24 protein-coding genes are annotated in these 25,439 nt (G+C 63.2%); 7 read left to right on the top strand and 17 right to left on the bottom strand.

Annotated features, from left to right (window positions below):
• The first annotated feature begins 2 nt into the window (after positions 1–2).
• Both ACOQPI_RS13495 and ACOQPI_RS13490 read left to right on the top strand, forming a co-directional pair.
• Positions 3–503, top strand: coding sequence for a GNAT family N-acetyltransferase (locus tag ACOQPI_RS13495; protein WP_420620142.1), 501 nt, complete (start codon positions 3–5; stop codon positions 501–503).
• The gene (locus tag ACOQPI_RS13490; protein ID WP_420620141.1) at positions 500–937 is read left to right on the top strand and encodes an NUDIX hydrolase; all 438 of its coding nucleotides are present in this window, start codon (positions 500–502) and stop codon (positions 935–937) included. Before ACOQPI_RS13495 ends, ACOQPI_RS13490 begins: the two co-directional genes overlap by 4 nt.
• Here ACOQPI_RS13490 and ACOQPI_RS13485 read toward each other — a convergent pair.
• From ACOQPI_RS13485 to ACOQPI_RS13435, 11 genes are all read right to left on the bottom strand, one after another.
• The gene (locus tag ACOQPI_RS13485; RefSeq protein WP_420620140.1) at positions 927–2,252 is read right to left on the bottom strand and encodes a hypothetical protein; all 1,326 of its coding nucleotides are present in this window, start codon (positions 2,250–2,252) and stop codon (positions 927–929) included. The two genes, ACOQPI_RS13490 and ACOQPI_RS13485, sit on opposite strands and share 11 nt — an antisense overlap.
• A gap of 96 nt (positions 2,253–2,348) precedes the next feature.
• Entirely contained in the window at positions 2,349–2,720 is a 372-nt protein-coding gene (locus tag ACOQPI_RS13480; protein WP_420620139.1) for a hypothetical protein, read from the bottom strand.
• A gap of 4 nt (positions 2,721–2,724) precedes the next feature.
• Positions 2,725–3,144 carry a hypothetical protein gene (locus ACOQPI_RS13475; RefSeq protein WP_420620138.1) on the bottom strand — a complete coding sequence of 140 codons (420 nt, stop codon included), beginning with the start codon at positions 3,142–3,144 and terminating at the stop codon, positions 2,725–2,727.
• Between the two features lie 10 nt (positions 3,145–3,154).
• Positions 3,155–3,556: a hypothetical protein gene (locus ACOQPI_RS13470; protein WP_420620137.1), complete on the bottom strand. Its 402-nt coding sequence runs from the start codon at positions 3,554–3,556 to the stop codon at positions 3,155–3,157.
• Between the two features lie 6 nt (positions 3,557–3,562).
• Entirely contained in the window at positions 3,563–3,766 is a 204-nt protein-coding gene (locus tag ACOQPI_RS13465; protein WP_420620136.1) for a hypothetical protein, read from the bottom strand.
• 40 nt (positions 3,767–3,806) lie between these two features.
• Complete coding sequence (locus ACOQPI_RS13460; RefSeq protein ID WP_420620135.1) at positions 3,807–4,520, bottom strand: type II secretion system F family protein; 714 nt, start codon at positions 4,518–4,520, stop codon at positions 3,807–3,809.
• Positions 4,517–5,287, bottom strand: coding sequence for a hypothetical protein (locus ACOQPI_RS13455; RefSeq protein ID WP_420620134.1), 771 nt, complete (start codon positions 5,285–5,287; stop codon positions 4,517–4,519). The genes ACOQPI_RS13460 and ACOQPI_RS13455 overlap by 4 nt, the downstream gene beginning before the upstream one ends.
• A 41-nt stretch (positions 5,288–5,328) precedes the next feature.
• Positions 5,329–6,957 carry an ATPase, T2SS/T4P/T4SS family gene (locus ACOQPI_RS13450; RefSeq protein ID WP_420620133.1) on the bottom strand — a complete coding sequence of 543 codons (1,629 nt, stop codon included), beginning with the start codon at positions 6,955–6,957 and terminating at the stop codon, positions 5,329–5,331.
• Complete coding sequence (locus ACOQPI_RS13445; RefSeq protein ID WP_420620132.1) at positions 6,957–7,529, bottom strand: hypothetical protein; 573 nt, start codon at positions 7,527–7,529, stop codon at positions 6,957–6,959. The genes ACOQPI_RS13450 and ACOQPI_RS13445 overlap by 1 nt, the downstream gene beginning before the upstream one ends.
• A gap of 41 nt (positions 7,530–7,570) precedes the next feature.
• A complete protein-coding gene (locus ACOQPI_RS13440) occupies positions 7,571–9,049 on the bottom strand; it encodes a hypothetical protein (RefSeq protein ID WP_420620131.1) in 1,479 nt (492 codons plus the stop codon).
• Between the two features lie 33 nt (positions 9,050–9,082).
• A complete protein-coding gene (locus tag ACOQPI_RS13435; protein ID WP_420620130.1) occupies positions 9,083–10,351 on the bottom strand; it encodes a hypothetical protein in 1,269 nt (422 codons plus the stop codon).
• A 282-nt stretch (positions 10,352–10,633) separates the two neighbouring features.
• On the opposite strand from ACOQPI_RS13435, the gene ACOQPI_RS13430 reads away from it, so the two are divergent.
• Both ACOQPI_RS13430 and ACOQPI_RS13425 read left to right on the top strand, forming a co-directional pair.
• Positions 10,634–11,749 carry an oxygenase MpaB family protein gene (locus ACOQPI_RS13430; RefSeq protein WP_420620129.1) on the top strand — a complete coding sequence of 372 codons (1,116 nt, stop codon included), beginning with the start codon at positions 10,634–10,636 and terminating at the stop codon, positions 11,747–11,749.
• Positions 11,750–11,787: 38 nt separating this feature from the next.
• The gene (locus ACOQPI_RS13425; RefSeq protein ID WP_420620128.1) at positions 11,788–14,259 is read left to right on the top strand and encodes an efflux RND transporter permease subunit; all 2,472 of its coding nucleotides are present in this window, start codon (positions 11,788–11,790) and stop codon (positions 14,257–14,259) included.
• Here ACOQPI_RS13425 and ACOQPI_RS13420 read toward each other — a convergent pair.
• Positions 14,256–14,969: an SDR family NAD(P)-dependent oxidoreductase gene (locus ACOQPI_RS13420; protein WP_420620127.1), complete on the bottom strand. Its 714-nt coding sequence runs from the start codon at positions 14,967–14,969 to the stop codon at positions 14,256–14,258. The genes ACOQPI_RS13425 and ACOQPI_RS13420 overlap by 4 nt on opposite strands.
• A 47-nt stretch (positions 14,970–15,016) precedes the next feature.
• On the opposite strand from ACOQPI_RS13420, the gene ACOQPI_RS13415 reads away from it, so the two are divergent.
• Positions 15,017–16,243 carry a CynX/NimT family MFS transporter gene (locus tag ACOQPI_RS13415; RefSeq protein ID WP_420620126.1) on the top strand — a complete coding sequence of 409 codons (1,227 nt, stop codon included), beginning with the start codon at positions 15,017–15,019 and terminating at the stop codon, positions 16,241–16,243.
• 145 nt (positions 16,244–16,388) lie between these two features.
• On the opposite strand, the gene ACOQPI_RS13410 is transcribed toward ACOQPI_RS13415, so the two are convergent.
• Both ACOQPI_RS13410 and ACOQPI_RS13405 read right to left on the bottom strand, forming a co-directional pair.
• The gene (locus ACOQPI_RS13410; RefSeq protein ID WP_420620125.1) at positions 16,389–16,913 is read right to left on the bottom strand and encodes a hypothetical protein; all 525 of its coding nucleotides are present in this window, start codon (positions 16,911–16,913) and stop codon (positions 16,389–16,391) included.
• 139 nt (positions 16,914–17,052) lie between these two features.
• Positions 17,053–19,323, bottom strand: a complete 2,271-nt coding sequence (locus ACOQPI_RS13405) for an isocitrate lyase/phosphoenolpyruvate mutase family protein (protein WP_420620124.1) — start codon at positions 19,321–19,323, stop codon at positions 17,053–17,055.
• Positions 19,324–19,461: 138 nt separating this feature from the next.
• On the opposite strand from ACOQPI_RS13405, the gene ACOQPI_RS13400 reads away from it, so the two are divergent.
• Positions 19,462–21,630: a malate synthase G gene (locus ACOQPI_RS13400; protein WP_420621043.1), complete on the top strand. Its 2,169-nt coding sequence runs from the start codon at positions 19,462–19,464 to the stop codon at positions 21,628–21,630.
• 17 nt (positions 21,631–21,647) lie between these two features.
• Here ACOQPI_RS13400 and ACOQPI_RS13395 read toward each other — a convergent pair whose 3' ends face one another.
• Positions 21,648–22,373 (bottom strand): hypothetical protein, encoded by a 726-nt coding sequence (locus ACOQPI_RS13395; RefSeq protein ID WP_420620123.1) that lies wholly within the window; start codon positions 22,371–22,373, stop codon positions 21,648–21,650.
• Here ACOQPI_RS13395 and ACOQPI_RS13390 point away from each other — a divergent pair.
• Positions 22,373–23,656, top strand: a complete 1,284-nt coding sequence (locus ACOQPI_RS13390; RefSeq protein WP_420620122.1) for a sulfotransferase family protein — start codon at positions 22,373–22,375, stop codon at positions 23,654–23,656. The two genes, ACOQPI_RS13395 and ACOQPI_RS13390, sit on opposite strands and share 1 nt — an antisense overlap.
• On the opposite strand, the gene ACOQPI_RS13385 is transcribed toward ACOQPI_RS13390, so the two are convergent.
• On the bottom strand, positions 23,653–24,735 hold the full coding sequence (locus ACOQPI_RS13385) for a DUF1214 domain-containing protein (RefSeq protein ID WP_420620121.1): 1,083 nt from the start codon (positions 24,733–24,735) through the stop codon (positions 23,653–23,655). The genes ACOQPI_RS13390 and ACOQPI_RS13385 overlap by 4 nt on opposite strands.
• Positions 24,732–25,421, bottom strand: coding sequence for a PaaI family thioesterase (locus ACOQPI_RS13380; protein WP_420620120.1), 690 nt, complete (start codon positions 25,419–25,421; stop codon positions 24,732–24,734). The genes ACOQPI_RS13385 and ACOQPI_RS13380 overlap by 4 nt, the downstream gene beginning before the upstream one ends.
• Between the last annotated feature and the right edge of the window lie 18 nt (positions 25,422–25,439).

The following is a 25,439-nucleotide window of genomic DNA, read 5'->3' as shown; positions in this document are numbered from 1 at the left end:
ACGTGAGCGATCGGCCGAAAGAGGGTACGGCCCGACCAGCTCGTTCCGATGAGACTGGCATTGTGGCCGATTTGGCTCGGGAGGCCCGTAGCGAGGCGCTCGAATACCGGGGAGGGGAGCGCTGGATCGCCACGGAAGCTGCCTCCGAGTCCCTTGAAGATCATCTCGCCGAGCTGTTGGCTGATCCAGAAGCTCTCGTGGTCGTTGGGATATGGGAAGAAGCCGTAGTGGGATACGGATGGGCTCAGCGGGTTGTGCGCCGGGACGGATCCTTCATTGCTCGAATCGACGAGCTATACGTGACTCCTGATGCCCGTTCGGTGGGAGTGGGGGAGTCACTGTTCGATATCCTGAAGAAGTGGGCTCAGGAACAGGGTCTGGTGGCGATTGATGCTTTCGTGCTGCCAGGCCACCGCGAGGCCAAGAACTTCTTCGAGACGTTCAAACTGACGGCCCATGCGCTAATCGTGCACACGCAACTCGATCAAGAGCCAGAAGCGTGAGCGGAACTCCAGAAGGTGCCGACGCTGACAGGGCAGATACGAGCTGGCCGGAGCTATGTGTTGGGGCTGTAGTGGTTCGCGACGGCGCCATTCTGTTGATCCGTCGAGGTAGTCCTCCAGGAGAAGGGCTGTGGTCGGTACCCGGTGGGCGGGTGAAGAAAGGGGAGACTCTAGCTGAGGCTGTTCGCCGCGAGCTGCGAGAAGAGACCTCCCTTGATGGAGAAGTGGGCCAGGCGGTGGGCTGGACTGAGCTCATCGGCCGACGACGCCACTACGTGGTGGTGGACTACTGGGTCACGGTGGCGCCCGACGCGGTGCCAACGGCGGCTACCGATGCCTCAGACGCGGCGTGGGTGGCTCTTGATGACCTAGGAGAGTGGGACGTGGTGGACGGCTTGCTGGAGTTCCTGAGCGATCATCAAGTCATCGGCTAGCCGTTGGAGTGCCTGCCCGTCGGCGAGGGCGCTTCGGGGCAGGGGTGGGTTCCACTCCGAACAGAGCCGCAATATGGGGAATCCGCTCCGATAGCTTCTTGACCTCAGCCAGCAGTTCTTCATCGGGCTTCTCTGGGATTCCCATGGGTTCCACGGTTCGGCGCACCGGGGAAAAGGCCACCGCGCCCATAACGGTTATCCAGCGCTTAGATGGAGTCTCGCTGGTCAATGCCGCGTTCGCCGCCTCGGTTAGGCGGGTAACGATGTCTTGAGGAAGGGGCACCCCGGCCTTCGGAGGGCGGGAACTAAGCCGCAGGGCTCGCACCATCCGGCCATCGGCCAGTGTGGCCGCGACCTCGGCCAGCCATTCGGCGTGTTCCCGGTCGACCCGCTCGGTGAGCTTGGTGCGAAGCTCCTCAGCCAGCGCTTTGGCCTCTTCGTCTGTTGCTCCCGACTCCGAGGCCACCACCACAGATCGGAGATCGCGGAGATCAAGCTCGTCGATGCCGGCCAATGCGGCTTCAACTCGATCCCGCCATTCCGCAGCTCGCATGCCGGGAAGCAGCTTGGCGGCCACAGTCAGGAAATCGTCAGACGAGTCTGAATCGGGTGCCTTCCCTTTCGACGGTTGTTTCTCAGGCTTGGCTTCGGTATCAGGGGTGGGCTCTTCGGGTTTGGCGTCGGCTTCGGGGCTCTTTGACTCGGCGGCTTCTTCGATGGCTTTGGCGGCCTCTTCAGCTGCCTTCTTCTTGGCTTGGGCGGCATCGCGAGCCTTCTTGCGCTGGTCTCGCAGGGCTTGTTCGACCGAACTGATGCCGTCACGCATCATCTTCTCGGCTACGGGCTGTTGCTCCTCAGGCAAGCTTTCGATCAAACGCTGACGGTGGGCGCGGTCTGGGCGCAGACGTTTGGCCTTGGGACGGTCATCCTCACGACGGGACTCCTGCCGGTCGCGGTCTTTCCTGTTTCCTCGGCCCCGGCGGTCTTGACCTTCTCGTCGGTCGCCGCGGTCGCGCCCCCGGTTCTTGCGGGTGGACACCAGCTGGGTGGTCACCAGCGGCTGGTCTCGACCAGAGCCCAGGATCTCCAGTGTCTCCGGCATGGGGCGCTTCTCTTTGGCTTCAAACACCTCAATGATCTCAATGCCGTCCATATGGAATTCGGCCTCGACGGTCAGCTCGTCGCCCACGCTGGCGGCAAAGGAGATCAGATCACCGGATAGCTCACCCTTGGGCTCGCGCGCGCCGGCTGCTCGCCACGTCCAGGAGCCATCGGGCCGCTGGCTGGTCAGCTCGATCTCTATTCTCCGAGACACCGGCGGTCACGCTACCGCATGAGAGCTCAGCCACAGAACTGCTGGCGCGCTTTCGGCAGTCAGGTGCAGAGGTGCTGGTGTGCTTTGGGCAGACACTTAACACGATCCCAATACGCTGGTCGCGGCCACGCTGAAACCCTCGAGTTCTACTGCGGTCGTCGCGAAAGAGGGGGATAGCCCGGTGAGCACCGTGGGACTCCAGGGGACTTGGGCCTCTACGAGAAGGACGGCTCCGCTAGGGGACTGGCTGACGCAGCCCGACACACCCGTGCCGTCGACGCGGGTGGCATTCAGGGAGGCAGAGTTGCACCCGTCGCCGCCGCAACCGTTGATGAATGCCACCGCCGCTCGATCAGCTCGGTCGGCGGCCAAGTTGCGGTTGGCGATCAACTCTGCATGGTCGGTGAGCGAGCCGGTGACTACGGCTACAGCCACGCCGAGGGTCAACAGCACAATGGAGGTGTGCATAGCGCTATCCGACGGGTTCGACGCTGGCGGCGACGATCCGGTTGACGTTGAATAGTCGGCCCAACTCGACTGGACAGCTCACCACCACGGCGACCGATGGTGATGTGCTGGAGCTGCTCACCGGTCGGGGTTGGGAGAGCAGGTTGATACTGAACTCAGGGTCGGTTTGGTTGCAGACCCCGGCGGTAGCGCCCAGGCCAGATTCCTCCACTGTGGCGGCGACCTCAGCCCATCGGGCCCGATCCGAAGGTTTAGTGCCATTGGCTGGGGATTGGGCCAGGGTGTCGGCGGCATGGACCACAGCAGCCTCGGCGAAAGTCGAGGTTCGATAGCGGGCTGTTCCCAGGGTGCCGGCCGCATCGAGCACCACCACGCCGAGCGCCAGGGAAGGCAGGATCAGCAAGAACGCGATGGCATCACTCATGTTGGTGCCACTAACACGATCCGGGAACCTTGAGGGTCGCCGCCTGGGTTGCCGAACGGCACGCGATGGCGGTGATATGCAGGGCAGACACCCGAGAACCCAACGGAGCGGCCGTGACTGAGGTGAACAGGTTGCAAGCGTCGGCAAACACCTCCACCGCCACCGGTTGCACTGCCAAATGATTCATATGGCTGAGAGTCGCTTGGGCCGCGGCGGTGAGCGCCTCCGCTGGGGGAGTGGGCTGACACTGCCACCCGGCTGCCACCGCCGCCTGAGCAGCCGCAGCAGCGCCCGACTGGGCGGCAGCATCGGCCGAAAGCCGGGTGACGTGATGCACATACAGCCCGGTGATCGCTATCAGCAGGAACATGAGCAGCACTGATGTGCGCAGCACGACCAGGGAAGTGGTCATGGCTGGCTACGCACACGGTGGTGTGTTGGCTGCGGTCCAAGTTCCGCCTACCGCGTCGCAGAGCGTCTCGGTCGTTATCCGACCCTTGTCGATGTTGTCCCCGGTATCTGGTGCATTGTCGCTGAGTTGGGCGTAGACGATGATGGACACGATGGCGGCGGCGGCGATGCCGACCACGATCAAGATCATCTGGACGATGGCTGATTGCACGATGCTTTTCTCCTTCAGGCTGTATGACCGCAGACGAGCTTCAGAGGACGAAGATCACGGCGGCCATGACGACAAGACCAGCGATGGCGGCGACCAGGGTGACCGTGGTTCCAATGGCCCGGCTGAGCTGGTCGATCGCCAGGCGCCGCTCGGACTCCAGGGTCCGAACCGATCGCGACAGTGACTTGTCCAACAAGTCGGAAGACGCCGCCCCCGCCCGCTCAGCAGCCACAACCGAGGCCAGCAGCGGTTCGGCAGGGGAACCGGCAATGGCCGCGGAGACCGCGGGCAGTGGATCCCGTCCGGCGTCGAGGGCGGCTCCAATGGCGCCCTGGGCCAGGGTGAAGGCCCGGCCTGAGACAGTCAGCGCCGCGTTGACCGCGGCCGCATTGATTGGCTGGCCCGCTGAGGTCAACAGCCGTAGCTTCCGCATCCATTCGAGCATCTTCTGATCTCGCTCGCTGCGGTAGGCCGCGGCGGCCAGAGCCCGAATGCCCGCCGGCATTAGCCGAGGTAGCCATGTTCCAGCCATAACCGCCAAGGCCAGGCCCTCGGCCCACCCAAACATCGCCCCTCCCGCCACACAACCCACAACCGTGCCGACAGCAGCCAGAAGCCAGCCGGCTGCCGAAATCTGATTGGGTGGCCATCCCATGGCCGCAGCCTGAACTGCGAGGTGGCCACTGGTTTTGGGGCGAACCAGTAGCAGTACTGCTACTGCGCCTGCTCCCGACAATCCGGCCAGGAAGATCATCGGCTCATTCTCCAGGCCGGGGCCAGTACTCGAGCGCAGAGCGCCGCGGTCAACACCGCGAGAAGCAGCAGAAGCTGCTGCCCCACTGGGGAGGCCAGCCAGCGGCCCACGTCTCTGGCGGCAAATCCGGTTATGGCCAGCATGCCGACGGCCATCACCACCGTGACGGCGATCTGAGGCATGAGAGCAGCCGCGTATCGGTGGAAGTGCCGGGCGGTCTCGGCGGCCTCAGTGGCCTCGTCGGCCAAGACGCCGGCCAAGCCCACCCACTGGGAACCACCCCGAAACGCCTCGGCCAGCACCGTGGCCAACATCTCGGCAACTGGCCGCTGGATGGTGGCGGCAAAGCGGTTGGCCGCTTCTACTAGACCGCCAGTCTGGCACTCAGCGCCCATCACCCGAGCAGCGGCCCCGACCCGGCCGGGAATCAGCGGCGCGGCTTGGCGCACGGCTTCCACCACAGTGGGGGCCACCAAAGCCTGATTGGCCAGCCCGTTGGTTAGTTGGGCCAGTTCGTCGGCCTCCCGCAAGCTGCGGCGCGACCGGATCTGTATGGCGATGGCCCAAAGGCCCACCCCGGTAAGGATCATCGCTGCCAGCCCCGTGATGGGTCCCAGCAAAATCTGCCCCACCAGAAATCCGAGAACAACCATGGCTGTAGCGGCGAGGGGTCCGACTCGGATCCTGTGTCGCTGAGCCAGCACCAGGCTGCCGACCAGGAGCCCGGCCGGGTTTCCCGTTGAAGCCGGCCACCAGATCACGGCCATGAGAGCGAGTCCTGCGGTCAGGAGCACCGCAGTTGGCGCGGTCAATTGTCCCTCGTTGCAGAGGCCAATGGCGGCGGAGGGGCCGCAGCCGGCGCTCTATCGGGGCCGCGGTTGGAACTGTCCGCCGGTCGGAGGTCGATTCCCACTGACTGGTACAGCCCCTCGATCTGACCTTGGGGCCGGCCAACCGGGACGGCCCATCGCTGCCCGGGGCGAAGCGACCAAAGACATTGGGTTTTGATGGTGTCGTGGCGGTCGTCGTAGCTCACGATCTGGGAGACGTCAGAGATCACCCGCCCCCCGAGTTCATTGCGGCCCATCCAGACCAGCAGGTGAACCGCGATGGCGATCTGCTGTCGGGCGAATCGGGGGTCGGCACCCTCGCTGCACGCGTACGACAGCAGCTTGGCCAGCACCCCCGGGCCAGGCTGACTGTGCAAGGTGACCAGGCAGCCGTTGAGCCCGCTGCTCATGGCATCCAAAAGCGCAAGGGTTCCCTCACCCCTGGTTTCGCCGATCACCAGTTTCGACGAGTTGGCCCGCTTGGCGTCGCGGATGTGGTCGCTCATGGAGAGCTTCCCCACGCCGTCGTTGTTGGCATCCCGAGTGAGGCGTTCGAAGCTGTTGGGGTGGATGTCATACTGGGCCAACCGCAGCTCGGGGGTGTCCTCAATGGTGTCAATCCTCTCCGAGCCATCGACGGTGGCCAGCAGAGCCTGGCAAAGAGTGGTCTTGCCCCCGCCCATGGCCGCCGCGATCACTACGTTGGCCCGAACCGGACCTGACACCGCTCCCACCAGGATCTTCTGAAGCAAGGGGGCAGCCACGTTGAGGTCGTCAAGGGTGGCCTTACCCGCCATGTTGGAGCGCAGCACCATAGTGGGGGGATGGCACATGAACGCTTTGGCGTGGAGTCTCCATCGGTCACCGAGGCGAATATCCAGGCGGCTGTCGAGAACGTCGAAGCGTTGGGGCTGCCCGCCCGAGAAGCTGGCCAAGTGGCGAGCTGTCTCGATCAGTTCATCGTTGGATGCAAATGGCGAGGGTCGTCGTTCGCGTTGGCCGTCGGCTAGGTGGACAATCATGCACTCGCCGCCCCGGATCTGGAACTCCTCAACCCCGGTTTCTTCAAGCAGGCCGGCGAGACGGGTCTGGGCGGCCTGCGATGCCGACCAGAGATGGGTCTCGCGGTCAAGCGGATCGAGTCGGCGGGGGGCGACTGCGGTCCACGCCAATCGGCGTCCGACCCGGTGCAGACGACGCTGATCGCGAGGGGTCGGCTCGGAGGAGACCCACAGGTTTGCGACCCCTTGGCCGCGGTTTCGACCGAGGTCGGGTTGCTCGGCGGACACGACAATCGACACGATGGGGGTGACTCGGCGCGATCCTGTGTCCAGCCGGAGCTGGGAGCGCACGTCGGTGCTGTCGGATGTAGTGATCCACAGCACCGCGGCGGCCGATGCAACCGCCGACTCGAGGCGAAGCTCCGGTTGGTCGTCTCCCATCGACAAGACCGTGGGGTGGCCAGCCGCCAATGCCTCGTCGACTTCGGCTGGAGAGGTAGCAAGAACAACACCGGGGGCCGCGTCGGCCATACCCTCAAGAACTTCATCGAGTACCCGCTTTACCGCCTCGGGGCTGAGCCACCGATCTCCTATGGCCAAGAGCATCAGCGAACGTCCTCACCATGGCACAGGGGCCAACTTCCGGGAGGCGACTCCCAGATCCACCACTGCTCATCGGACAGCACAGCAGCCAATTTGGGGTCCGCCTCCACCGTGACGCTGGTGGAGGCGCCATCGCCGTCGGCTGCCACCACAGTCACCAAGGCAGCCGCACAGCCTCCGGGAGACGACGAGAACACGGCTCGCTTTCCGGCCACCGGACCCGGCTCGGGCCACAGCTCGTCGCTCACCATGAACCGCATCAGCGCGGTTGTGCGGACATCGTCGCCGGTTTTGTGTGGGCGCAGCATATTGGCCGAGACCAGGGTGCCCTCGGGTACGTCAACCGCGGCCACAGTTCCGGCTAGCTCCGAGGGATGGATGAAGAGCACCGCCAAATCAGCAGGCATGTTGACCAAGGTGTGATCGCCGGGAGGATGCCCCGCAGGCCATCGTTGTGTGGCGGCGACCACCGGCACTTCCGCCACGACATCACCGTCTTGGGACAGGGCAATGACTGCTGCCACGGTGGCAGCAAGGACTATTGCCGCCGTTAGCAAGCGTCGCCGGAAGCTCACCGGCCAGGAAGTCGGCGACCACTGCTCCCGGTTGAGGCCGGCTACCACAAGGTCACCTGTTGGCCCAGGTAACCTGCCGGATCACGGAACCAGGACAAGTCGGAGGCCACGGTCTCGGTATGGAGATCGCCCTGTTCAGAGGCGTAATTGATTAGCAGCTGCCACTCCCAGAAGCCTTGACGGGGGATAAACCAGCGGCACTTGCCGTGGCTGCTCTTCCAGTTCTCCGACAACGTCAGAACTCCGGTCGTCGGTGTGGTCCAAGCGGGCAGATCACCCGGTGAGCACCATGTAGTGGGCGGATCGTTGCGGGGGAACGCCGCGGCATACCACTGCTGGCGCTGTTGGCTGAGGCCATCCCACAGCGCCGCCGCAGCACGGGCTTCGTTGGCCGCGGCTGTGGTGCCCGGTGATCGAAGTCTGGCCAGATCAGAGGCATGGTGGGGGAGCAGCTCCCGTAGCGATACCCCAACTGCGGCTGCCGTCCACAAGCATCCATCTCTCGGGGCGTCCACAACATCGAGCGAGCGACCCGACTTCAGCGCAATCCAGTGGCGAGCTGGGCTCTCCGGGGTGGAGGCTGCGGTCAGAAACAACTGGCCACCGGGAACCTCCGGGTGATGGTGGCCCACAAATCCCTGGGCATAGGGAACGATCGACTCCCACCGCAGGGAACTGAGAAGGCTCTGGCGGTCGGAGTTGCTCCACGAACTCGTACACACTTTGGAGGGCGGGGCGGAAGTAGGCGGGTTGACAACGGGAGCGTTGGGGGGCTGCGAGCTGGGACAAGTACCGTGCCACGCACAGTTCTCGCTGTTGTGCGAACAGATGTCAGGGGTGTTCGGATTGCCATCGTGGTCGTAGGGGAACGGGGCGGGGTGAGTGTGCGGTGTCGGAGCGCTGCTGTGGTCCAAAGAATCGCCGAGACCGCCGCAATACACGGTGTCCACGTTGTCTTCGGTGTTCCCGCCATCTCTCTCGGGCAGCACCCAAACCTCGTTGCCCTCTTCATCTTGGTGATAGCTGACGATGCACGGGGCATCGTCGGTTACTGTGCTGCACAAGGGGGGACGCTCAACCAGGACTTCCGTGCCATCCTCGGTTGTCCCTGGTTTGACCGTGTAGGTACCCGGCGACGGCTTCGACGTGGTGCCGGTGCCGTCATCCGACTCTTCTCGATCGTCCGGTGGAGGGGCAGTTGCGTCTTCTTCACCATCTTCAGGGTCTTCAGGGCTGGACGTGTTGGGATCATCCATGCAGCCGATCCACTCATTGAACAAGCCCCAGGGAATCTGCCCCGGCGGACACGTCGGCGGAGGATCGGGATCCTCCGGCTCAGGAGTTGGGTCCGGCACCGGCACCGGTGTGTGCTCATGGGGGACCGGTTGGCCCGTATTCGGGTCGGTGCAGGTGTCGGCAGTTGTCGCTAGTACGAACACCAGCATCACAAAGGCCAGCTTGCGGCGGTTGAACATCAACTGCCGGACAACCCGTTGCCGCTGCCGCCTTGATTTTGGCATCTGGTTCATTGTGAGCTGCATCTCCTCAACCTCCTAGCAACTGAGCCAGAGCCCGGAGGGAATGGGCGGCACGGTAGGCAGGCCGTCTTCGCCCTCACCCCCCACCAGGCTGGCCAGGATGTCCAGTTCTTCGCACCGGCCCCTGCGGACGGTGTTGATCTCATGGCCCGACACCCTCTGAACGCACGGGCTGGCCCATCCGGCCTCGGCAAAGCGGGCAGAGCGAGTGGGGGCCACTTGCTGCCACAGATCGTTGCATCGGGCAAGGAGACTGCACCACCGCTGACGAACGGCTTCCGGGGACAGCTCAGGATCGTTGAGTGATAGGCCGTAGTCGGCAAACCGGTCGTCAGCGCTCAGGCGCCGGTAATAGCCGTTGGGGAGTCGGCACTCATCCGCCACCTGCCGGACGGGGTGCGGATCGAGCCAACTCGCGCAATTCTCTGCCCAGCCGGTGCGAATATAGGGGGCGGCGCGCTGTCCAGTGCGCAAGTAAAACGCCTTGTAGGCATCCCACACGCAACGGTGGTCGTCGCGTGCTCCCAGATAAGTGATCGGGTATGCCATGTCGCGCCAGACCATGCTGCACGTCTGAACCGGCGTCCCCCCATACTGGAGTTTCTGGCGGCTGAATCCAGGCCACTCCACGAGGCACTCGCTCAGGTATCCGAGCACAACATTCTCGGGGAGCCCTTCCGGCGCATGGTCGTGGAGAAGGCTTCGGTGGTATCCGCCGGAGCCGAGCAGTTCCTGGTGGGTGACCAGTCGGGTGGCTCGAGGCAGTCCGCTGTCGTCTATTACGCAGGCCGGATAAGGCCCGGCACATCCCAGCTCTTCAGCGGTGAGCGGAAACGCCGTGAACATGATGCCCAGGGTTTCGCAGGGATCTACCGGCCAGCCGGCGTCAGGTGGCATCAGGGCATCGGATCCCGTCAGGGGATCCTCGGCAGTGCCGCCATCTCCGGAAACAGTGTCTGTCCATCGCAGCCCAGACCACCACCGCAGTTCGTGGCGGCAAGTCGGGTCGCGAAACCAATCGGCATGGGGAAGAACAGCCGAATGGTCGGCGCTGGAGGGCTCGATCACGCCGTCACTGGCCCGCACCGCGAGAACAGGTTCCGGATGTGGGGCTGAAGAAGCTACCGACTCAGGGGCTGTTGACGCCGACCGCGCGATCTGGGGTCCCAAGGCGGTTGGATCCTCCGCAGGCGCCAACGGACGGTCAGAGAGCTCATCGGAGGTCTCGGCGCAAGCCACCAGCAACAGCGCGGCAACCAGGGAAACCTGCCAGGCGGCAACCATAAGGCCCTCCGTTCGACGCTTCTCGTGGGGGGCCTGCGAGGCCGATAACCCTGGCCTGAGCCAGTGGTGCGACTATAGTTGGCTATCTTTCAGATGTCTATAGCCAATTTCAATAAATTCTGTCTAACAATTTCCCCTGAAGCGTTGAGAATGTATGTTATGTAAAGTATTGGGTTTTTGGGTCCGCAGCCCCCAAGGTATGCTGACTCGAGAACGCTGATGAAAGTTCCCAACGACTACGACAACCCTGACTACGCGCGGGCCCGTACCCTTGAGCCTGAGATGGCCGACAACTACGTCGACCACTCGGCGATCGGCGACCCAATTGCCGACGCGGCTGTAGAAGCCCTCTCGGCGATGAAGCGCTCGGAAGCATCCCGGATCATTTCGGTCTACATGAGCCCCCCCGATGGGAATGAGCGCCCTGCTGTCCCTCCAGAGGTCCAGGCGCTCTTTGACGATGTTATGACGCCACCAGACTGGCTCGATCTTTCCTCACTGACGCCCGGCATCCACATGTTCCATCGGAACCGGAAGATGGTCGTGGCCGGAATGCTGGCCGGAGTACTTGTGGAAGGCTTTTCCACCAATATCAGCGAATCCTTCTTCATCACCGGCCGTTTGCGCGACCAGGGTGTGCGGCGCCTCCGGCAGAACAACCGCCACATGGTGGAGATATTCCTTCCCGGCGGTATGGACGTCTACGGGGATGGATGGAGGCTTTCTTTCAGGATCCGTCTGGTTCATGCCCAAGTCAGGTACTTGCTCAAGAATTCCACGGACTGGGACGAGGATGCTCTCGGCGTCCCGCTGAGCGCAGCCCATGTGGGCTATGCGATCACTGCCTTTTCCGCCCGGCTTCTCAAGCACATGAGGAGTCTGGGAGCAGCCTTTACCGAGGAGGAGGCCGCGAGTTTCATGGCGACGTGGCGCTACTCGGGACTGCTCATGGGGATTCCCGAGTCGATCCTCTTCCAAGGCGAAGAGGATGCGTTGAGGCTGTACGAGATAGGCACCATGTGCGAGCCAGAGCCCGGCGCTTCATCTATCGTTCTGGCCAATTCGCTGATCAACTCGGCACCCCTTGTTGTCGGCATCGACGACCCAAGCGAGGGACAGAAGCTTTCGCGGTACGTCTACAAGGTGTCGCGGGCGCTCATCGGAGACGAACTGGCCAACCAGTTGAACTACCCCAAGCAGTCAACATTCGGCGTACTTCCCTGGTTCCGAATGCAGGCCAGATTCGACCGCTTCGCATTGCGTTTCCTCCCCAAGATCGCCCGCAAGAGCAACATTGCCAACTTCACAACGCTCTTGTCGGGATCGTGGTACCACGAGGAGGGCATCACCTACGATCTGCCCGACCATGTCTACGCCGAGGAATCCAGCCAATGGTGATGCTGGCGGACTGGACGGCGCATTCCTAGGACCTGAACATGTTCCACTGGCAGGCCCGCATAATCCGGAGATCACCCCAACTCGTCCTTTTGGCCTTGGGCGCGGTGACGCTGGCCCTTTTGGCCGGATTCCTGGTTAGAGACCGGCCCGAGGGACCTATCGACTCTACCGGGATCTTCCTTCCTGCCGACAGCGAACTCGCCGAGGCCACCGACGCGATCAGGGAGAGCTTTCCCGCCGCCGCAGATCTGCGTGTGGTCCAGATTCTGGCCAAAGGCGACGTCCTCACTGCGGAATCGCTTCGGACCGTTCGAGATCTGCAAACGGCTATCACCAGCCATCCGGAGATTGCCCCATTCCTGGTAGATGAACCCATCTACGGCTACGTCCAGCTGATCGAACTCGCCGCAGCCGATGCAGGGCTCAGTCTGGACACGATTACCGACATCCAGGTCGCCCTTGGGCTGGCCCAGATGGCGCAGGATCCCGAGCAGGCCGAGCTGAACGACCTGCTCAGCCGTTTCGTGGCCCGTGACGACGCCGGCACGCCCCTGGCCGGGCTCTCGCTGGTCATCCTCGATGACGTCGGCGATGCGCTCGGCCAAGAGAGGGCGCAGCTACGGGCCCACGAGATCGCCAAGGGATTCGATGCGGCATCCCTTGACGTCACGATTATCACACTGGCCAAGAGCGACGCCGAGGGCAGGGAGGCCCGGGAGGAGAACCTGGTGGTTCTCACCGTGATCGCCCTCGTCTTCATCGTGGTCCTGCTGGCCCTCTTCTACCGGACTCAGTCGGACGTCCACATCACCATGTTGGGCCTGGGCATGACGATCCTCTGGACGCTTGGCGCCATATCCTGGCTCTCCCCCGGCGGCGTCGGCATTGTCGACCCCGACAACATCCTCCTCACTCTGGTCCCCGTCCTTTTGATCAGCTTGTCGGTGGACTACGCCCTTCAGATCATCGGTCGCTACCGAGAAGCTCTGCGGGACGATTCCGAGGCCGACGACGATGCCTCAGGCCGGGCCATCGCCCGATCCGTCCGGCTCTGCGGTGTACCGGTGTTGCTAGCCGCGGGCACCACCGCGGTCAGCCTGCTGGCCAACCTGAGCAGCAGGTTCGAACCCATCGCCGACTTCGGACTCATCGCCAGCATCGGAGTCATCTCGGGCTGGATAGTCATGACCAGCTTCGTGCCCGCCGCTCGACTGGTGCTAGATCGGCGACTGGTTGCTAAAGGAAAGAAACCGACAACTCGCCCCGTGGCCGACACCATTCCTGGAGCGGCCGCCGTATTGCCCCGTATTGCTACCGCCGTTGTGCGCCGTCCGATTCCGGTCTTGGGCGCGGCCATCGTCGTAACGGCGTTGGCTGTGGTGGCTGCCGGCAACCTCAGCACCACTTTCGCCGTCAAGGACTTCTTGCCCAAGGACTCCGACACGTTCAAAAGCTTCGACTTCCTGGAAGAGAACTTCGACGGCAGCGCCACGCTCATGACTGTGCTTATCGAGACCGATCTCGACAGCAGCCAAGCCGTTCAAGACCTAACCGGCCTTCACTCCACTTTGGTTGACTCAGAACGCCGACCAAACGGCATCGTGGGGCCTCCGTTGGGCTCTGCTGGGACACTGCTTGCCGATTGGACAAGCCGTAGCGGACAAGCCGGCGACAACTACGACGCCGACGTCGCGGCCGCCTTCGAGAACCTCGGGACAGGCGGTGTGGCCACCGAGGAAGAGATCCGTCAAGCCTGGGAGATGTTGAGAAGGGCGGACCCCGGAGGATTCGCGGAGGTGATCGACCTTCGCTCCGATGGCCTTGACCGCACCATCATTCAGATACCGGTCGCGGTAGAGGACAATGAGGCACTCCAAGAGTTGATCGACGAACTCGAATCGCTTTGGGGAGGCTCTGGCGGAGAGATCACTGTCACCGGAGGCGATGCCCTCATCGCCTTGATCACCGAGGAGCTGGCCGCCAGCCAGGCGCTTAGCGTGGGTCTCGTAATCGCCGCCGCACTGGCCATCCTTGTGGCCTACTTCGGAATCAGCCGATCCCGCCCCGCGCTCGGGTTGGTCACCATCATTCCCATAGCGGTAACCCTTGCCTGGCTGCTTGGGGCCATGTGGGTGTTCGGAATCTCCTACAACATGGGCACAGCACTCATGGTGGTGCTCACGATCGGAATTGGCGTTGACTACACGATCCACCTGACGCATCGCTTCTTGGAGGAGCACGAGGAGGCGGATCAGGTCGTTGACGGTATACGGAATGCGATGACCACCACGGGCGGAGCTCTTTTGGCCAGCGCACTCACCACCGCCCTCGGGCTATTGGCGCTGCTCTTTTCTCCCCTTGTGCCGATGCAGGAACTGGGGATACTCGCCGCGGTGGCCATCCTGTTCGGCCTGATAGCCACGTTCACTGTGCTCCCGTCGCTGCTGGTGCTCTGGGCCCGGTACCACCGCTGGCGCGCCCAAAGATCCAGTCTGACCGCCAGCGGCTAAAGAGCGGCTCGGCCTGCGCTGAGACCACCGTCGACGTAGATGACTTGGCCCGTCACATAGCGGGCATCGTCGGAGGCCAAAAAGCCCACCACATCGGCGATATCTTCGGGGTAGCCGTTTCGGCCCAAGGGCACGGCTCGTGCCCGCCTTCTTCCCATTTCGCCCTCGTAGTTGGCCTGGGTGCCCTCGGTTAGGATCATTCCCGGCCCAACTGCATTGGCCCTAATGCCCCGAGCGCCTAACTCCAGGGCTGTTTGCCTGGTAAAGCTCTCCACCGCTGCTTTGGACGGAGGGTAGATGCCCACCCCCGGCGAGTTGGAATACGCGGCGTTGGAAGAGAGGTTGACGATAGCTGACCCCGGCCCCATCAGCGGCGCCAACGCCTGGGTGCAATAGAACACGCCCATCACATTCACCTCAAGCACCCGGCGCACGTCCTCTGGGGTCATGGCATCCATCCCAGCGAAGATCCAGATGCCGGCGTTGTTCACCAGCACTTCCACTTGGTCGAGCGAATCGGCGAGCGCGGCCACCGATTCAGGATCGGAGACATCGCACTGTCGCCATTCGCCGTTGAGCATTTCCGCCGTGGACGCGGCAGTGTCGGGGATCAGATCTACCGCCACAATATGATGCCCATCGGCGGCTAGGCGCATAGAGATTGCCCGTCCGAGTCCCTGACCGGCACCGGTTACCACTGCTGTACCCATTGGGTCAGCATGATAGGTCAACCTTGGCTGCTTGCTAGGTTCCCGGGGTGCAGCATCGCCGCCATCCTTACCGCTGGGTGATGCTGAGCGCGCTGTGGATGGTGTACTTCGCCTTCGGCCTCGCGGTGTTCTCCATGGCGCCACTGGTGGAGACCATCCGCGATGACCTCGGTCTTAGCAAGGGAGCCATGGGAACCGTGCTAGCGGCTTGGCCGCTGGTGTATTTGGTTGCCGCGCTCCCCTCGGGCGCGATGATCGATCGCCTCGGACTCCGCCGCTCGCTAGCTATCGCCACAGTGCTCATCTCGGCGTCCGCGCTATTGCGCACAGTGGCCGACAGCTTTGTCGCGATGTTCGGCGCGGTAGCGGTATTCGGCCTCGGCGGTCCGCTGGTGTCGGTGGGTGCGCCCAAATTGGTCAGCGTCTGGTTCGACGATGAAGAGCGGGCGCTAGCCATGGGCATCACGATGACCGGTCCGGCAATTGGCGGAGTCCTCGCATTGGTGACCGCCAACAGCGTGCTTATGCCCGCGTTCGACCAGAGCTGGCGGGCCACGCTGCTGGTCTACGCCCTGGTCAGCGCGGCAGTCATTGCCATTTGGCTCTTAGCGGCGGTAGTAGCCGACCGTGTCGCTCCCGGTACCGACCGCGACCACGATGCAGCTCCTGGGTTCTCCGGTGCTTGGGGGCTTTTGCGCCACCGCGCGGTGCAGCTGATGCTGGTCTTTGCTTTGGGTATGTTCTTTTACAACCACTCCCTCAATGGGTGGTTGCCAACGGTGATCGAAGACCAGGGATTCTCCAGTTCGGTGGCGGGCTACCTGGCCGGTACCGTGACTGCTCTCGGCATCTTCGGCGCGCTATTCGGACCGCGCGCAATCCCGGTAAGCAGCCGAATCGCGGCCATGGCCGTGATTTTCGCGGCATTCGGAGTGGCCACCATATTACTCAGCTTGGACGGCAGGCCAGCCACGTTCATCGGGTTGACCGTCATCGGCTTCAGCAAGGGACTGGCCGTGCCGGTGGCCCTATTGGTGATGATGCAGCTCCCCGGTGTCACCCAGCGCAATATGGGTGCAGCCGGAGGGCTGTTCTTCACCGCCGGAGAAGCTGGAGGCGTGGCCGGCCCCATTCTCTTCGGCGTGCTGTCCGACATCGGTGGATCGACCGCGGGCCTAATCTTGCTAACCGGTGTGACCTTGGCCACCGCAGCGCTCGCCCTTTTGCTCCGTTCGGCGATGTCCAGCGCCCCCCTGCCCACGAGCCACCGCTAACCGCTACGACACCCCGATCAGCAAACGGCGATAGGTGCTGAGTATCCCCCCACCACACACCTGTAATCGGGCCGGGCCCGCTGTCCATGGCCTCGGGGGGCTGAGTACCCAGCGGCCCATAGAGCTCCCAGGGCGGCCGGGCGGGTCAGGGCATGGGGACCAGTGTCAGCATAAGCCCGGAGGTGTCGGGGTCGTTGGCGTATCGGGCTATGAGGATGGAGTGGCGGGGGGGTATGTCGTGGGTGCTGCCTTCTTGGAGGCCGGTGCAGTCTGCGGCCCAGGGGTTCGGGGCGTTTCTCAGGTCGGGGCCAGTGGTGGCGCACAACATGGCCTCTTTGGTGTCGGGGCCGTAGTCCACCCGCCAGCGGCCCACCGCCCCGATGTTGTTCGTCGTGCGCGAGCACATCGAGTACTCGGGGAACCAACTGTCGGGCGGGTCGGCGCAGGCGAAGAAGTGGGAGGCGTCGAGGTCCGTCGTCGCCGGAGCTCCGGTCGTGTTCTCCAACACTGCGATGCGGCGCTCGTGGTCGGCCATCGTCTCGGTCACTGAGTCGCCCTGCACCGCGGCGGGGGCGAGCGCCAACCCGGCGGCGATCCCGGCGGCCACGAGCGCGGCCGCGGCGGCTGTCGTGCGGGCGCGCCAGCCTTGATGGTTTCTTCGTGTATCCATCCCCAAATACTAATTTTCTGTGAGTCTCCTTCCTAATCCCGGAGAGGGGAGGAACCTCACCCGAACCAACTAGAAAAACCAGCCCCCGCAGCTTGACAACAACACAGGGACACCTCTGTCCGCGAGCCACCGCTAACCGCTATACCTCCCTGCCCTTGATGAGCTCCTGCAAGGCGCGGTCGTCGCTGACCAGCTTGACCACGATCGCCTCGTCCACGTCGGCGACGATGATTTCGCCCACCTCATCTGACACTGAGGCGAAAAAGCCCAGTTCTTTCATGCCCACAGCCTGGCGATAGTTGTCCTCTGTCGGGGTCAGGTATTGGATGGACACCGCGTTGTACCGCCGGATCAGGTACAGGTGCATGAGGGCCATCAAACGCTTGCGGCGTAGCGCGGGACTATGGGTGTTCTGGTCTCGGACTGACAAGATGGCTCGGCCCCGCCGGTCGTTCAGGATTCCGAATACAACGTTGGCCAAGTCGTTGTCTCCGCTGTACACCACCAGTTCGAGTACCTCCGATCCCGCGGTATAGGGCCGCAGCCGGACTCTCAGATGCGCGTCGACGCTGTTGTGGTCCGCCCAGTACTCCAACCAGGCTTCCAATTCGCGGGTGGGCACTTCGGTCTGAACCAAATGCTGGAACTGGGTTGAGCCTTTGCCCATGGCTCGGGTAGTGGAAGTGCGCCCCGAACTGGCCATCAGCGCGGCATCCAGCCGGGGGCCGCCCACCAAGGTCTGCGGCGTCTTGTAGGGGGAATCAACCAGGCGGAACTTCCGCTGGAGACGGGCGAGAGCCAGCATTCCGTCTTGCTGGAGGGAGGCGGCAAACTCCTCCCCCGCCATCCCGTCCACTTGATGGCCGCCATAGGTGATGAAGTTGAACACGAACCCCAGGCGCCCCAACTCGGCGGGGAATTGCCGCATCTCGTCCTCGCTCATGCCGGTGGTGTCCCAGTTGAACGACGGCGACAGGTTGTAGGCCAGCATCTTCTCGGGATGCACCGCATGGATGGCATCGGCGAACTCTCGGGCATCTTCCAGGTCGGCAGTCTTGGTCTCCATCCACAGCAAGTCGCAGAACGGGGCCACGGACAAAGACTTGGCCACCGCGTAGGGGATCCCGCCCTGCACCTGGTAGTATCCCTCGGTGGTCCGGGCCACCTCGGGATCCCAGGCCACATCCAGGCCCATCTCCACAGCCCGCTCCTGCGCGGTGTCGATGTCAACCGTGCGGGCGTAGCTCAACCACTCCCCCGCCTCCATACCGAAGGCCTCCCCCTCCGCAGACCGCATCACCATCTGGTCGGCCACCGCCTGGGCATAGGTGGCCAGCCCCGATGCTCGGTGCCACGCCTCGGCCAGCGCATCGGAGACCCGGTCCACTGCGTCGTCGGCCCGGGGGTCGGGCGAGGAATGGTATGTGACCGCCGTCTTCTCGATGATCTGGTTGACCCCGGTCTGATCGAGCCATCCCATAGCCCGCTTGTAGCGGCTCTCGGGCACGGCATACAGCAGGTGGCCGTTCACACCCTCGATGCCGACTTCGGCCAACCGGCGCAGAACCGCCAAGTAGGCGTCTTTGTATGAGGGAACCGACATCTGGGTTGCCCCCATGATGAACGGCTGGTCGCGCTCGTCGGTCCCGCCGTCCAACAGGTTTGCCGCCTCAGCGTCAGTGCGGGCCACGATGATGCCGGGCACCCCCATCACGTCGAGCTGGAATCGGGCTGTGTTCAACCGCTTGATCTGCTCGTCGCACGGCACCAGCACCTTGCCGCCCTGGTGTCCGCACTTTTTGACCCCGGGCTTCTGGTCTTCGATGTGATAGCCGGGAACGCCGGCCTCCACGAAGCGGCGAATCAGATTGCGGACGTGGGCATCGCCGCCGTGACCGGTGTCGGCATCGGCGATGATGCTGGGGGTGAAATCGACCTCCAGGTTGGACAGGCGTTCTGATGCCGTCATCCGGGAACGGGTGAAGCGCTGGTTGCGGTCGGCGGTCAACAGCGCCCGCACCAGTCCGGCGGCCTCGTCGGGCACCATGCCCAAGGGGTAGCTGGCCAGGTCGGGGCCAGGGTCCTCATGCAAAGAACCCTTGGCCGACGTAGCCCATCCGCCCAGGTAGATCCCTTCGATCCCCGCCCGCTTCATGGCAACGGCTTGGCCCGGTGAGTATGGGCCGAACGTGGAAATGCACTGACCCTGGTCGAACAGCTCTCGCAGACGGGCATAGAACCGCTCGGCGGCAACGCGAGCCACGGGGTATTCCTGGCCAATCGCCCCGCGTTGTTCCACTACTTGACGAGCCGAGTACAGGCGGGTGATCCCCTCGAATCGGGGCGAGGCCATCCACGCTTGGGTGGATCGGACCTCGGCATCGAACGAACCGACAACGTTGGCGGCCATGCTGATACCTCTTTGGTGTGGTGGTGGTTGTCCGGGGACGATAGCAACCCCGCCGGGTCTAACCGCACCTTTATTTGCGGGAAACATGACTTTGCTTGAGATTCCGGCTTAGGCAACTTCTACCCTGTGGCCGTGGCCATGACCTACGAGACTTTCGGAAGACTCGAGGTGGCCAAGCCGTTGGTCGACTTCGTCAGTAGCCGATTGGCTCCGGGCACCGATGTGGACGTCGAGCAGTTCTGGTCCTCCTTGGCAAAGGTAATAGAGCGTTTCGGCCCAAGCATCAGGGCCAGCTTGGACGAACGCGACGACTTGCAGGCCCGTATCGACTCCTGGCATCGGAATCGAGGTGGGCAGTCAGCAAGCCCGGCCGACTTCTTGCGCTCCATCGGCTATCTGGTCGAAGATCCGCCATCGGCGGCAGTGACCACTGCGGGAGTCGATCCGGAAGTTTCCCGTTTGGCTGGACCGCAGTTGGTGGTGCCTGTGGACAACGCCCGCTATGCCCTGAACGCGGCCAACGCCCGCTGGGGCAGCCTTTACGACGCCTTCTACGGCACCGATGCCATCGATGAGGCGAATGGCGCGGAACGAAGCGGGCCTTACAACCCGATTCGGGGTCAGCGGGTGATCGACCGGGTTCGAGCCCTGCTGGACAGCCATTTCCCGCTGTTATCTGGGTCGCATGCCGAAGCGGTGTCCTATTCGGTTTTTGAAGGCAGGCTGCGGACTGACTTGGCCGGCGGCGTATCGGCAGAGCTGGCTGACCACGCGCAATTCGTCGCTTATACCGGCGACAAATCCGCGCCCGACACAGTGATGCTTGGCAAGCACGGCCTCCACATTGAGCTGATCATCGACCGCAGTCACGCCATCGGGCGAGATGATCCCGCGGGGGTGGCCGACGTGATGATGGAGTCGGCACTGACCACCATCATGGACTTGGAAGACTCCGTGGCTGCGGTGGACGCCGAAGACAAGACTCTGGCCTACGCCAACTGGCTGGGTCTCATGCAGGGCAATCTGAGGGCCTCGTTCACCAAAGGGGGCCAGTCCATAACCCGCAGTCTGAACAGTGACACTTCAGCCGTCGATCCGGCCGGGAACCCACTGACAGTCCGGCGGCGCAGCGTCATGTTGGTGCGCAGCGTGGGCTTGCACATGGAGACCGACATGGTTCGCCTGGACAGCCAGCCGATCCCCGAGACCATCGTCGATGTGGCGGTGACCGCCTGGTGCGCCCTCTACGATCTGGCCGGAACGGGGCTCCATCGCAACAGTCATGCCGGGTCGGTGTATATCGTGATGCCGAAGCTGCACGGCCCTGAAGAAGCAGGTCTGGTCCGCGAATTGTTCGCCGCGGTCGAAGCCATCTTGGGAATGGCCCCTAACACGCTGAAGATGGGGATCATGGACGAGGAGCGCCGCACATCTCTCAACCTGCCCGCCTGCATCGCCGAGGCCTCAGAGCGAGTGGTGTTCATCAATACCGGCTTCTTGGACCGCACCGGCGACGACATTCATACCAATATGGAGGCCGGTCCCATGATCCCCAAAGCGGAGATCAAGGCGTCCGGGTGGCTGACGGCCTATGAAGAGGCAAATGTGGCCGTTGGCCTGGCTATGGGTTTGCCAGGGCACGCTCAGATCGGCAAGGGCATGTGGGCCCGGCCCGACGACATGGCCGCGATGTTTGACGAGAAGATTGGCCATCCTCAGGCGGGGGCGACCACCGCGTGGGTCCCCTCCCCCACCGCGGCCACCCTGCACGCTCTCCACTACTTGGAGACCGATGTGGCTGCCGTTCAAACCGACCGGGCCGAATCTCGCACCAACCGTGATGCTGAGATTGAAGCCATGCTGGCCCCCGCAGTCCTACCGCCGGACCGCGAGCTCTCGCCTGGGGAGATCCAGCGGGAGCTGGACAACAACGCCCAAGGCATCTTGGGCTATGTCACCCGGTGGGTGGGCCAGGGAGTGGGCTGCTCCAAAGTGCCCGACATCGACGATGTCGCCCTGATGGAGGACCGGGCCACTCTGCGGATCTCTTCCCAGCACATCGCGAACTGGCTCCACCACGGGCTGCTATCTGAAGAGCAGGTGGTGGAGGCCATGCAGCGCATGGCTGCGGTGGTGGACGGCCAGAACGCCGACGATCCCGACTATGAGCCCATGAGCGGCGATTTCTACGCCAGCATCCCCTTCAACGCCGCCCTCGCATTGGTCCTCGAGGGTCGTAAGCAGCCCAACGGTTACACCGAGGCGATCCTCACCGCTCACCGCCGCCGCCAGAAAGCAGCCGGCTAGCGGGCTGGCCCCCTGCCCTATAGCCCCCAGGGGCTCAGGTCGATGTCGAGCTCGCGCAGGCGGTTGATGATCATGGGAGGGTCCATGGTCAGGGCTGGCCAGTGGTAGTCATAGATGCGGATGTTCAGTACGAAGGCGATGTATTCGGCAACTTGTTCAACGGTGAAGTAAATCCCCCGCCGCCCGATGGATGCCTCGTAGGCGGCTCCGTTCTCACGGTTCAACACGAAGTTCGTGTGGTCGCACATGTGCTTCATGTCGGTGCTCACCCAGTCCCAGATCACCTCGGTACACAGGATTAGCGGCTCAGAGGGGTGGGCTGAGATCAGCTTGAAGTCCTTCGACACCAGGGTGATGGGCTCCAGGGTGTGAGCGTCGTAGGTCCGAAGCTCCACTTCTTTACCTCTGAAGTACGGGGTCCAGGAGACTCCGATTCCCTCGTGGGCACAGCCGATATAGCTGTGGAACTCCCCGTCGATGAACATCTCCACCTGGCTGGGAAAGGCCGAGAACGGCGGCGCCTTCAATATGTCGCAGTTCGGAGACGTCTCGTCGATCACAAAAACGATCCCCAACTGGAGAAGCTTGAGCGCCTCTATCAAACGGCGCCGTTCGATCCCCGTCCCGGCATGCATGGCAGCCAGATTGGGAGCCCGCTTGTTCTCACCCCAGTAGTCGAACACGAACTTCCTCAGTTCCAGGGCATCATCGGTCCACTCGATCTCCGGCACATGCTGGGGCATTGAGCGAGATTATCCTGCCGGACGTGAGCGACCGCCCTGCCCCCATCCGCATAGAGGACCTCGTCGATCCAGTGCTTCCGTCTGAGATCGCGGAGATGATGGAGCAGACCGCTCCGATGGCCGATCAGATCGAGCTGAGCCCTGAGGCGATTCTGGCCGCGGCCACCGCTCAGACAGGGCTCAGCGATTTCGGTCCAGACGAATTCCGGGCCCCGCTCGAGGTGCTCTGCCACTCCCTTGACGCCGAAGCCGACCACTCCCCCATGGGCCGGGTGAGCGGTTTCAGCCAGCTCACCGCGTTTGCCGCCAACCGGCTGCGCATCGAGCAGTACATCAAGGACCACCCTGATGCCCTGGATGTGCCCATCAAGCGGCCCATTGTGATCGCCGGGCTGCCCCGCACTGGAACCACCCATCTGCACAATCTCATCTCTGCTGACCCCGCGTTGCGCTCATTGCCCTGGTGGGAGGCCATGGAGCCGGTCCCACCCCCAGAGGAGGCCGGAACCGTAGAGGGCCGCATCGAACGGGCGAAGAACGGGCTGGTGATCCACAACACCGCCATGCCTCATTACGCCCGCATGCACGAGATGACTTGGGACCATGTCCACGAGGAGATCCACCTGCTGGGCATCGACTTCTCCACCATGCTGTTCGACTGCCTGGCCGTGCTGCCCACGTGGCGGGCCTACTACAAGGAACACGACCAGACCCCCCACTATCAGTACCTGAAGCGCATCTTGAAAGTTCTGACCCACCAGCGGCCACCCCGGGAGCGCTGGGTCCTCAAGTCGCCGCAACACCTGGAGCAGATTGCCCCGCTCATGAATGTGTTCGGCGACGCCACCGTGGTCTTCACCCACCGCGACCCGGTGTCGATCACCGCCTCATTTGCCACCATGATCTGCTATTCGGCTCGCATGAGCGCCACCCACCCGGTGGATGTCTCCGGCATCGGCCAGTGGTGGGCTCAGCTCATCCAGGACATGCTCCAATCTTGCACCGACGACCGCGATCTCGTACCGCCCGAGCAGTCCATCGATGTGCTGTTCCACGAGTTCATGGCCGACGACGTGGCCATGGTGGAGCGCATCTACAAACTGGCCGACCAGCCATTCACCGCCGAAGTCAAGTCCGCCATGGACACCTACATGGCTGACCATCCTCGAGGAAAGCACGGCCGGGTGATCTACGATCTGGCCGACTTCGGCATGACCGCAAAAGAGCGCCGCCAAGCGCTCAGCTTCTACACCGACCGCTTTGCCGTCGAACTAGAGCACTAGCTCAGCTCGGCCAGCTTCACCACCTCGGCGCTGATCGGGTCGGGGGTCCGCTCGGGCAGAAACCACCGGAACCAGATTCGCCCATGGGGGCGCCCCTGGGTGGACACCCAGTTGGGCACACCAGGGTCTTTGGCCGCAATCACGATGGTCCACGATCCGTCCTCGTCGAGCTGCACTTTGGAGCCATTGGTGGTGACGTCGTCGTAGTCATAGTTGAAGCAGTGCAGGAACTGGTTCCACAGGCACATGTTCCAGAAGACGCACTCCGGTGAACTGCCCTTCAATACCAATGCCTCATCATCGTCGAGCTCAAACGCTCCCATGGCATAAGAGGCATCTCCGGCGGCCCAGCCGAAGGTCTCGGTGGGAACCGGGAAGGGATCATCGATGTGGTTGAGCGTCCCCAGCGGGATAGGCACCATCGCGGCCTGTTGCTTCACCCAAGTGGTGGCGTGCTGGAATCGGCGGGCAACCTCGGCGTCGGTATGGATGTCGCTCCACGGCGGGGCCGGGTCCAAGCACTCGATGTGCCAGCGGGCCTTCTCGCCGTTGACGGGGTTGTTCATGTAGTCGCGGGTGCAGGCCACCACGGCATCGGGGGCCAGCTTCAGGAAATTGCCGTCATGGTCGTTGGGGCTGATCATCATCTCGTAGGTGCCGTCGGGATTGGGCGTCATCTGGGTGGTGTTCAGTGTTCCGACGATGCGCTCGGAGTAGCGGCCGTCGTCAGGGCCGCCGTACACGGTGAGCGACAGGTACACGGCGTCGCCGGGGTCCACGGTTACCCGATAGGTGCGGGAGGGGTCGACCCGGGTCATAAAGTAGAAGGCATCGGAGTTGTCGCCACCCCACTTCTTGTACGGGCCCACAATCTCGGTGAAACGGGGCCGGTTGGTATCGGCCCACACGTAAACGTCCAATGCCACCTGGGTAATGGAGAATATCCACCGGTAGCCCTCCAGCACGGCCTGGTCATCGGCCAGCGCTTTGGGGCCGGTGAGGAACTCCTGATCGAGACCCTTCATAGTGTCGAGCAGTTCGTAAACCGCCGCGCTGGTTTCAAAGCTGGTGTCAGTCATGGGTTCTCCTGTGGGTTTTCCAGATCCTCATAGAGCTGCCGATTGGCCCGAATGAAGACGCCGTCAGCAGTAGCGGTCACCGTTTCGTCGCACACCATCTCACCGGACGCGTACAGCTTGCGGCCTTCGGTTCCAGAGGGCCAGGCTCGGAGCTTGATCTCCCTCAATAGAGGCGTGGGCCGCCGATAGACCACCGTCAGCGTACCGGTGTAACCGCCCTTGTTGTTGACTACGTTGACCACCCCTAAGAGCTCATCGAAGATCTCGGCGATGATCCCACCGTGGACCAAGCCGGGAGGGCCGGCATAGACCGGAGACAGGTTCATTCTTCCATGAACTTCTTCTCCCTCCGCCCAGAACTCAACCGGCGGGGATGCCGGGTTCAACCGGCCGATGATGGGGCTGAAGGGAAAGAACGCCATGGGGTCGCGAGATTTGAAATTGGCCGTCAGCTCCCCCATCACCCCTTGTTGGTGGAGTCCCTTCATTTGCTCCGCTTCCACCAAGGTCGCGGCTTGTTCCAGTAGCTCAGTGGCCTCGGTGAGAGAACTCCCGGTGGCCGAAGTAACCCTCACCGCGTTCAGCACTCGACGAGCTGCTTCGGTCAAAGCCAGGCGGTCGGCCCCGGCGCCGTAATCGGGGCTAGGCGCTGCGCTGGGGGCTTCCCAGAGAGGTTTTTCGCTCAAAGTGAGGGCAGGAAATGG

The sequence above is a fragment of the Candidatus Poriferisocius sp. genome, assembly GCF_965219815.1.
In the GTDB taxonomy this organism is placed as follows: Bacteria; Actinomycetota; Acidimicrobiia; order Acidimicrobiales; family Bin134; genus Poriferisocius.
This window is presented reverse-complemented; position numbering and strand designations above follow the sequence as displayed.

Coding starts and splice junctions, on each gene's coding strand:
- ACOQPI_RS13410 (WP_420620125.1), bottom strand. CDS start 16,913: ATGGATACACGAAGAAACCATCAAGGCTGGCGCGCCCGCACGACAGCC.
- ACOQPI_RS13430 (WP_420620129.1), top strand. CDS start 10,634: ATGGCCGACAACTACGTCGACCACTCGGCGATCGGCGACCCAATTGCC.
- ACOQPI_RS13440 (WP_420620131.1), bottom strand. CDS start 9,049: ATGCCAAAATCAAGGCGGCAGCGGCAACGGGTTGTCCGGCAGTTGATG.
- ACOQPI_RS13405 (WP_420620124.1), bottom strand. CDS start 19,323: ATGGCCGCCAACGTTGTCGGTTCGTTCGATGCCGAGGTCCGATCCACC.
- ACOQPI_RS13455 (WP_420620134.1), bottom strand. CDS start 5,287: ATGGCCGTGATCTGGTGGCCGGCTTCAACGGGAAACCCGGCCGGGCTC.
- ACOQPI_RS13420 (WP_420620127.1), bottom strand. CDS start 14,969: ATGGGTACAGCAGTGGTAACCGGTGCCGGTCAGGGACTCGGACGGGCA.
- ACOQPI_RS13400 (WP_420621043.1), top strand. CDS start 19,462: ATGACCTACGAGACTTTCGGAAGACTCGAGGTGGCCAAGCCGTTGGTC.
- ACOQPI_RS13435 (WP_420620130.1), bottom strand. CDS start 10,351: ATGGTTGCCGCCTGGCAGGTTTCCCTGGTTGCCGCGCTGTTGCTGGTG.
- ACOQPI_RS13395 (WP_420620123.1), bottom strand. CDS start 22,373: ATGCCCCAGCATGTGCCGGAGATCGAGTGGACCGATGATGCCCTGGAA.
- ACOQPI_RS13385 (WP_420620121.1), bottom strand. CDS start 24,735: ATGACTGACACCAGCTTTGAAACCAGCGCGGCGGTTTACGAACTGCTC.
- ACOQPI_RS13480 (WP_420620139.1), bottom strand. CDS start 2,720: ATGCACACCTCCATTGTGCTGTTGACCCTCGGCGTGGCTGTAGCCGTA.
- ACOQPI_RS13450 (WP_420620133.1), bottom strand. CDS start 6,957: ATGCTCTTGGCCATAGGAGATCGGTGGCTCAGCCCCGAGGCGGTAAAG.
- ACOQPI_RS13470 (WP_420620137.1), bottom strand. CDS start 3,556: ATGACCACTTCCCTGGTCGTGCTGCGCACATCAGTGCTGCTCATGTTC.
- ACOQPI_RS13425 (WP_420620128.1), top strand. CDS start 11,788: ATGTTCCACTGGCAGGCCCGCATAATCCGGAGATCACCCCAACTCGTC.
- ACOQPI_RS13460 (WP_420620135.1), bottom strand. CDS start 4,520: ATGATCTTCCTGGCCGGATTGTCGGGAGCAGGCGCAGTAGCAGTACTG.
- ACOQPI_RS13475 (WP_420620138.1), bottom strand. CDS start 3,144: ATGAGTGATGCCATCGCGTTCTTGCTGATCCTGCCTTCCCTGGCGCTC.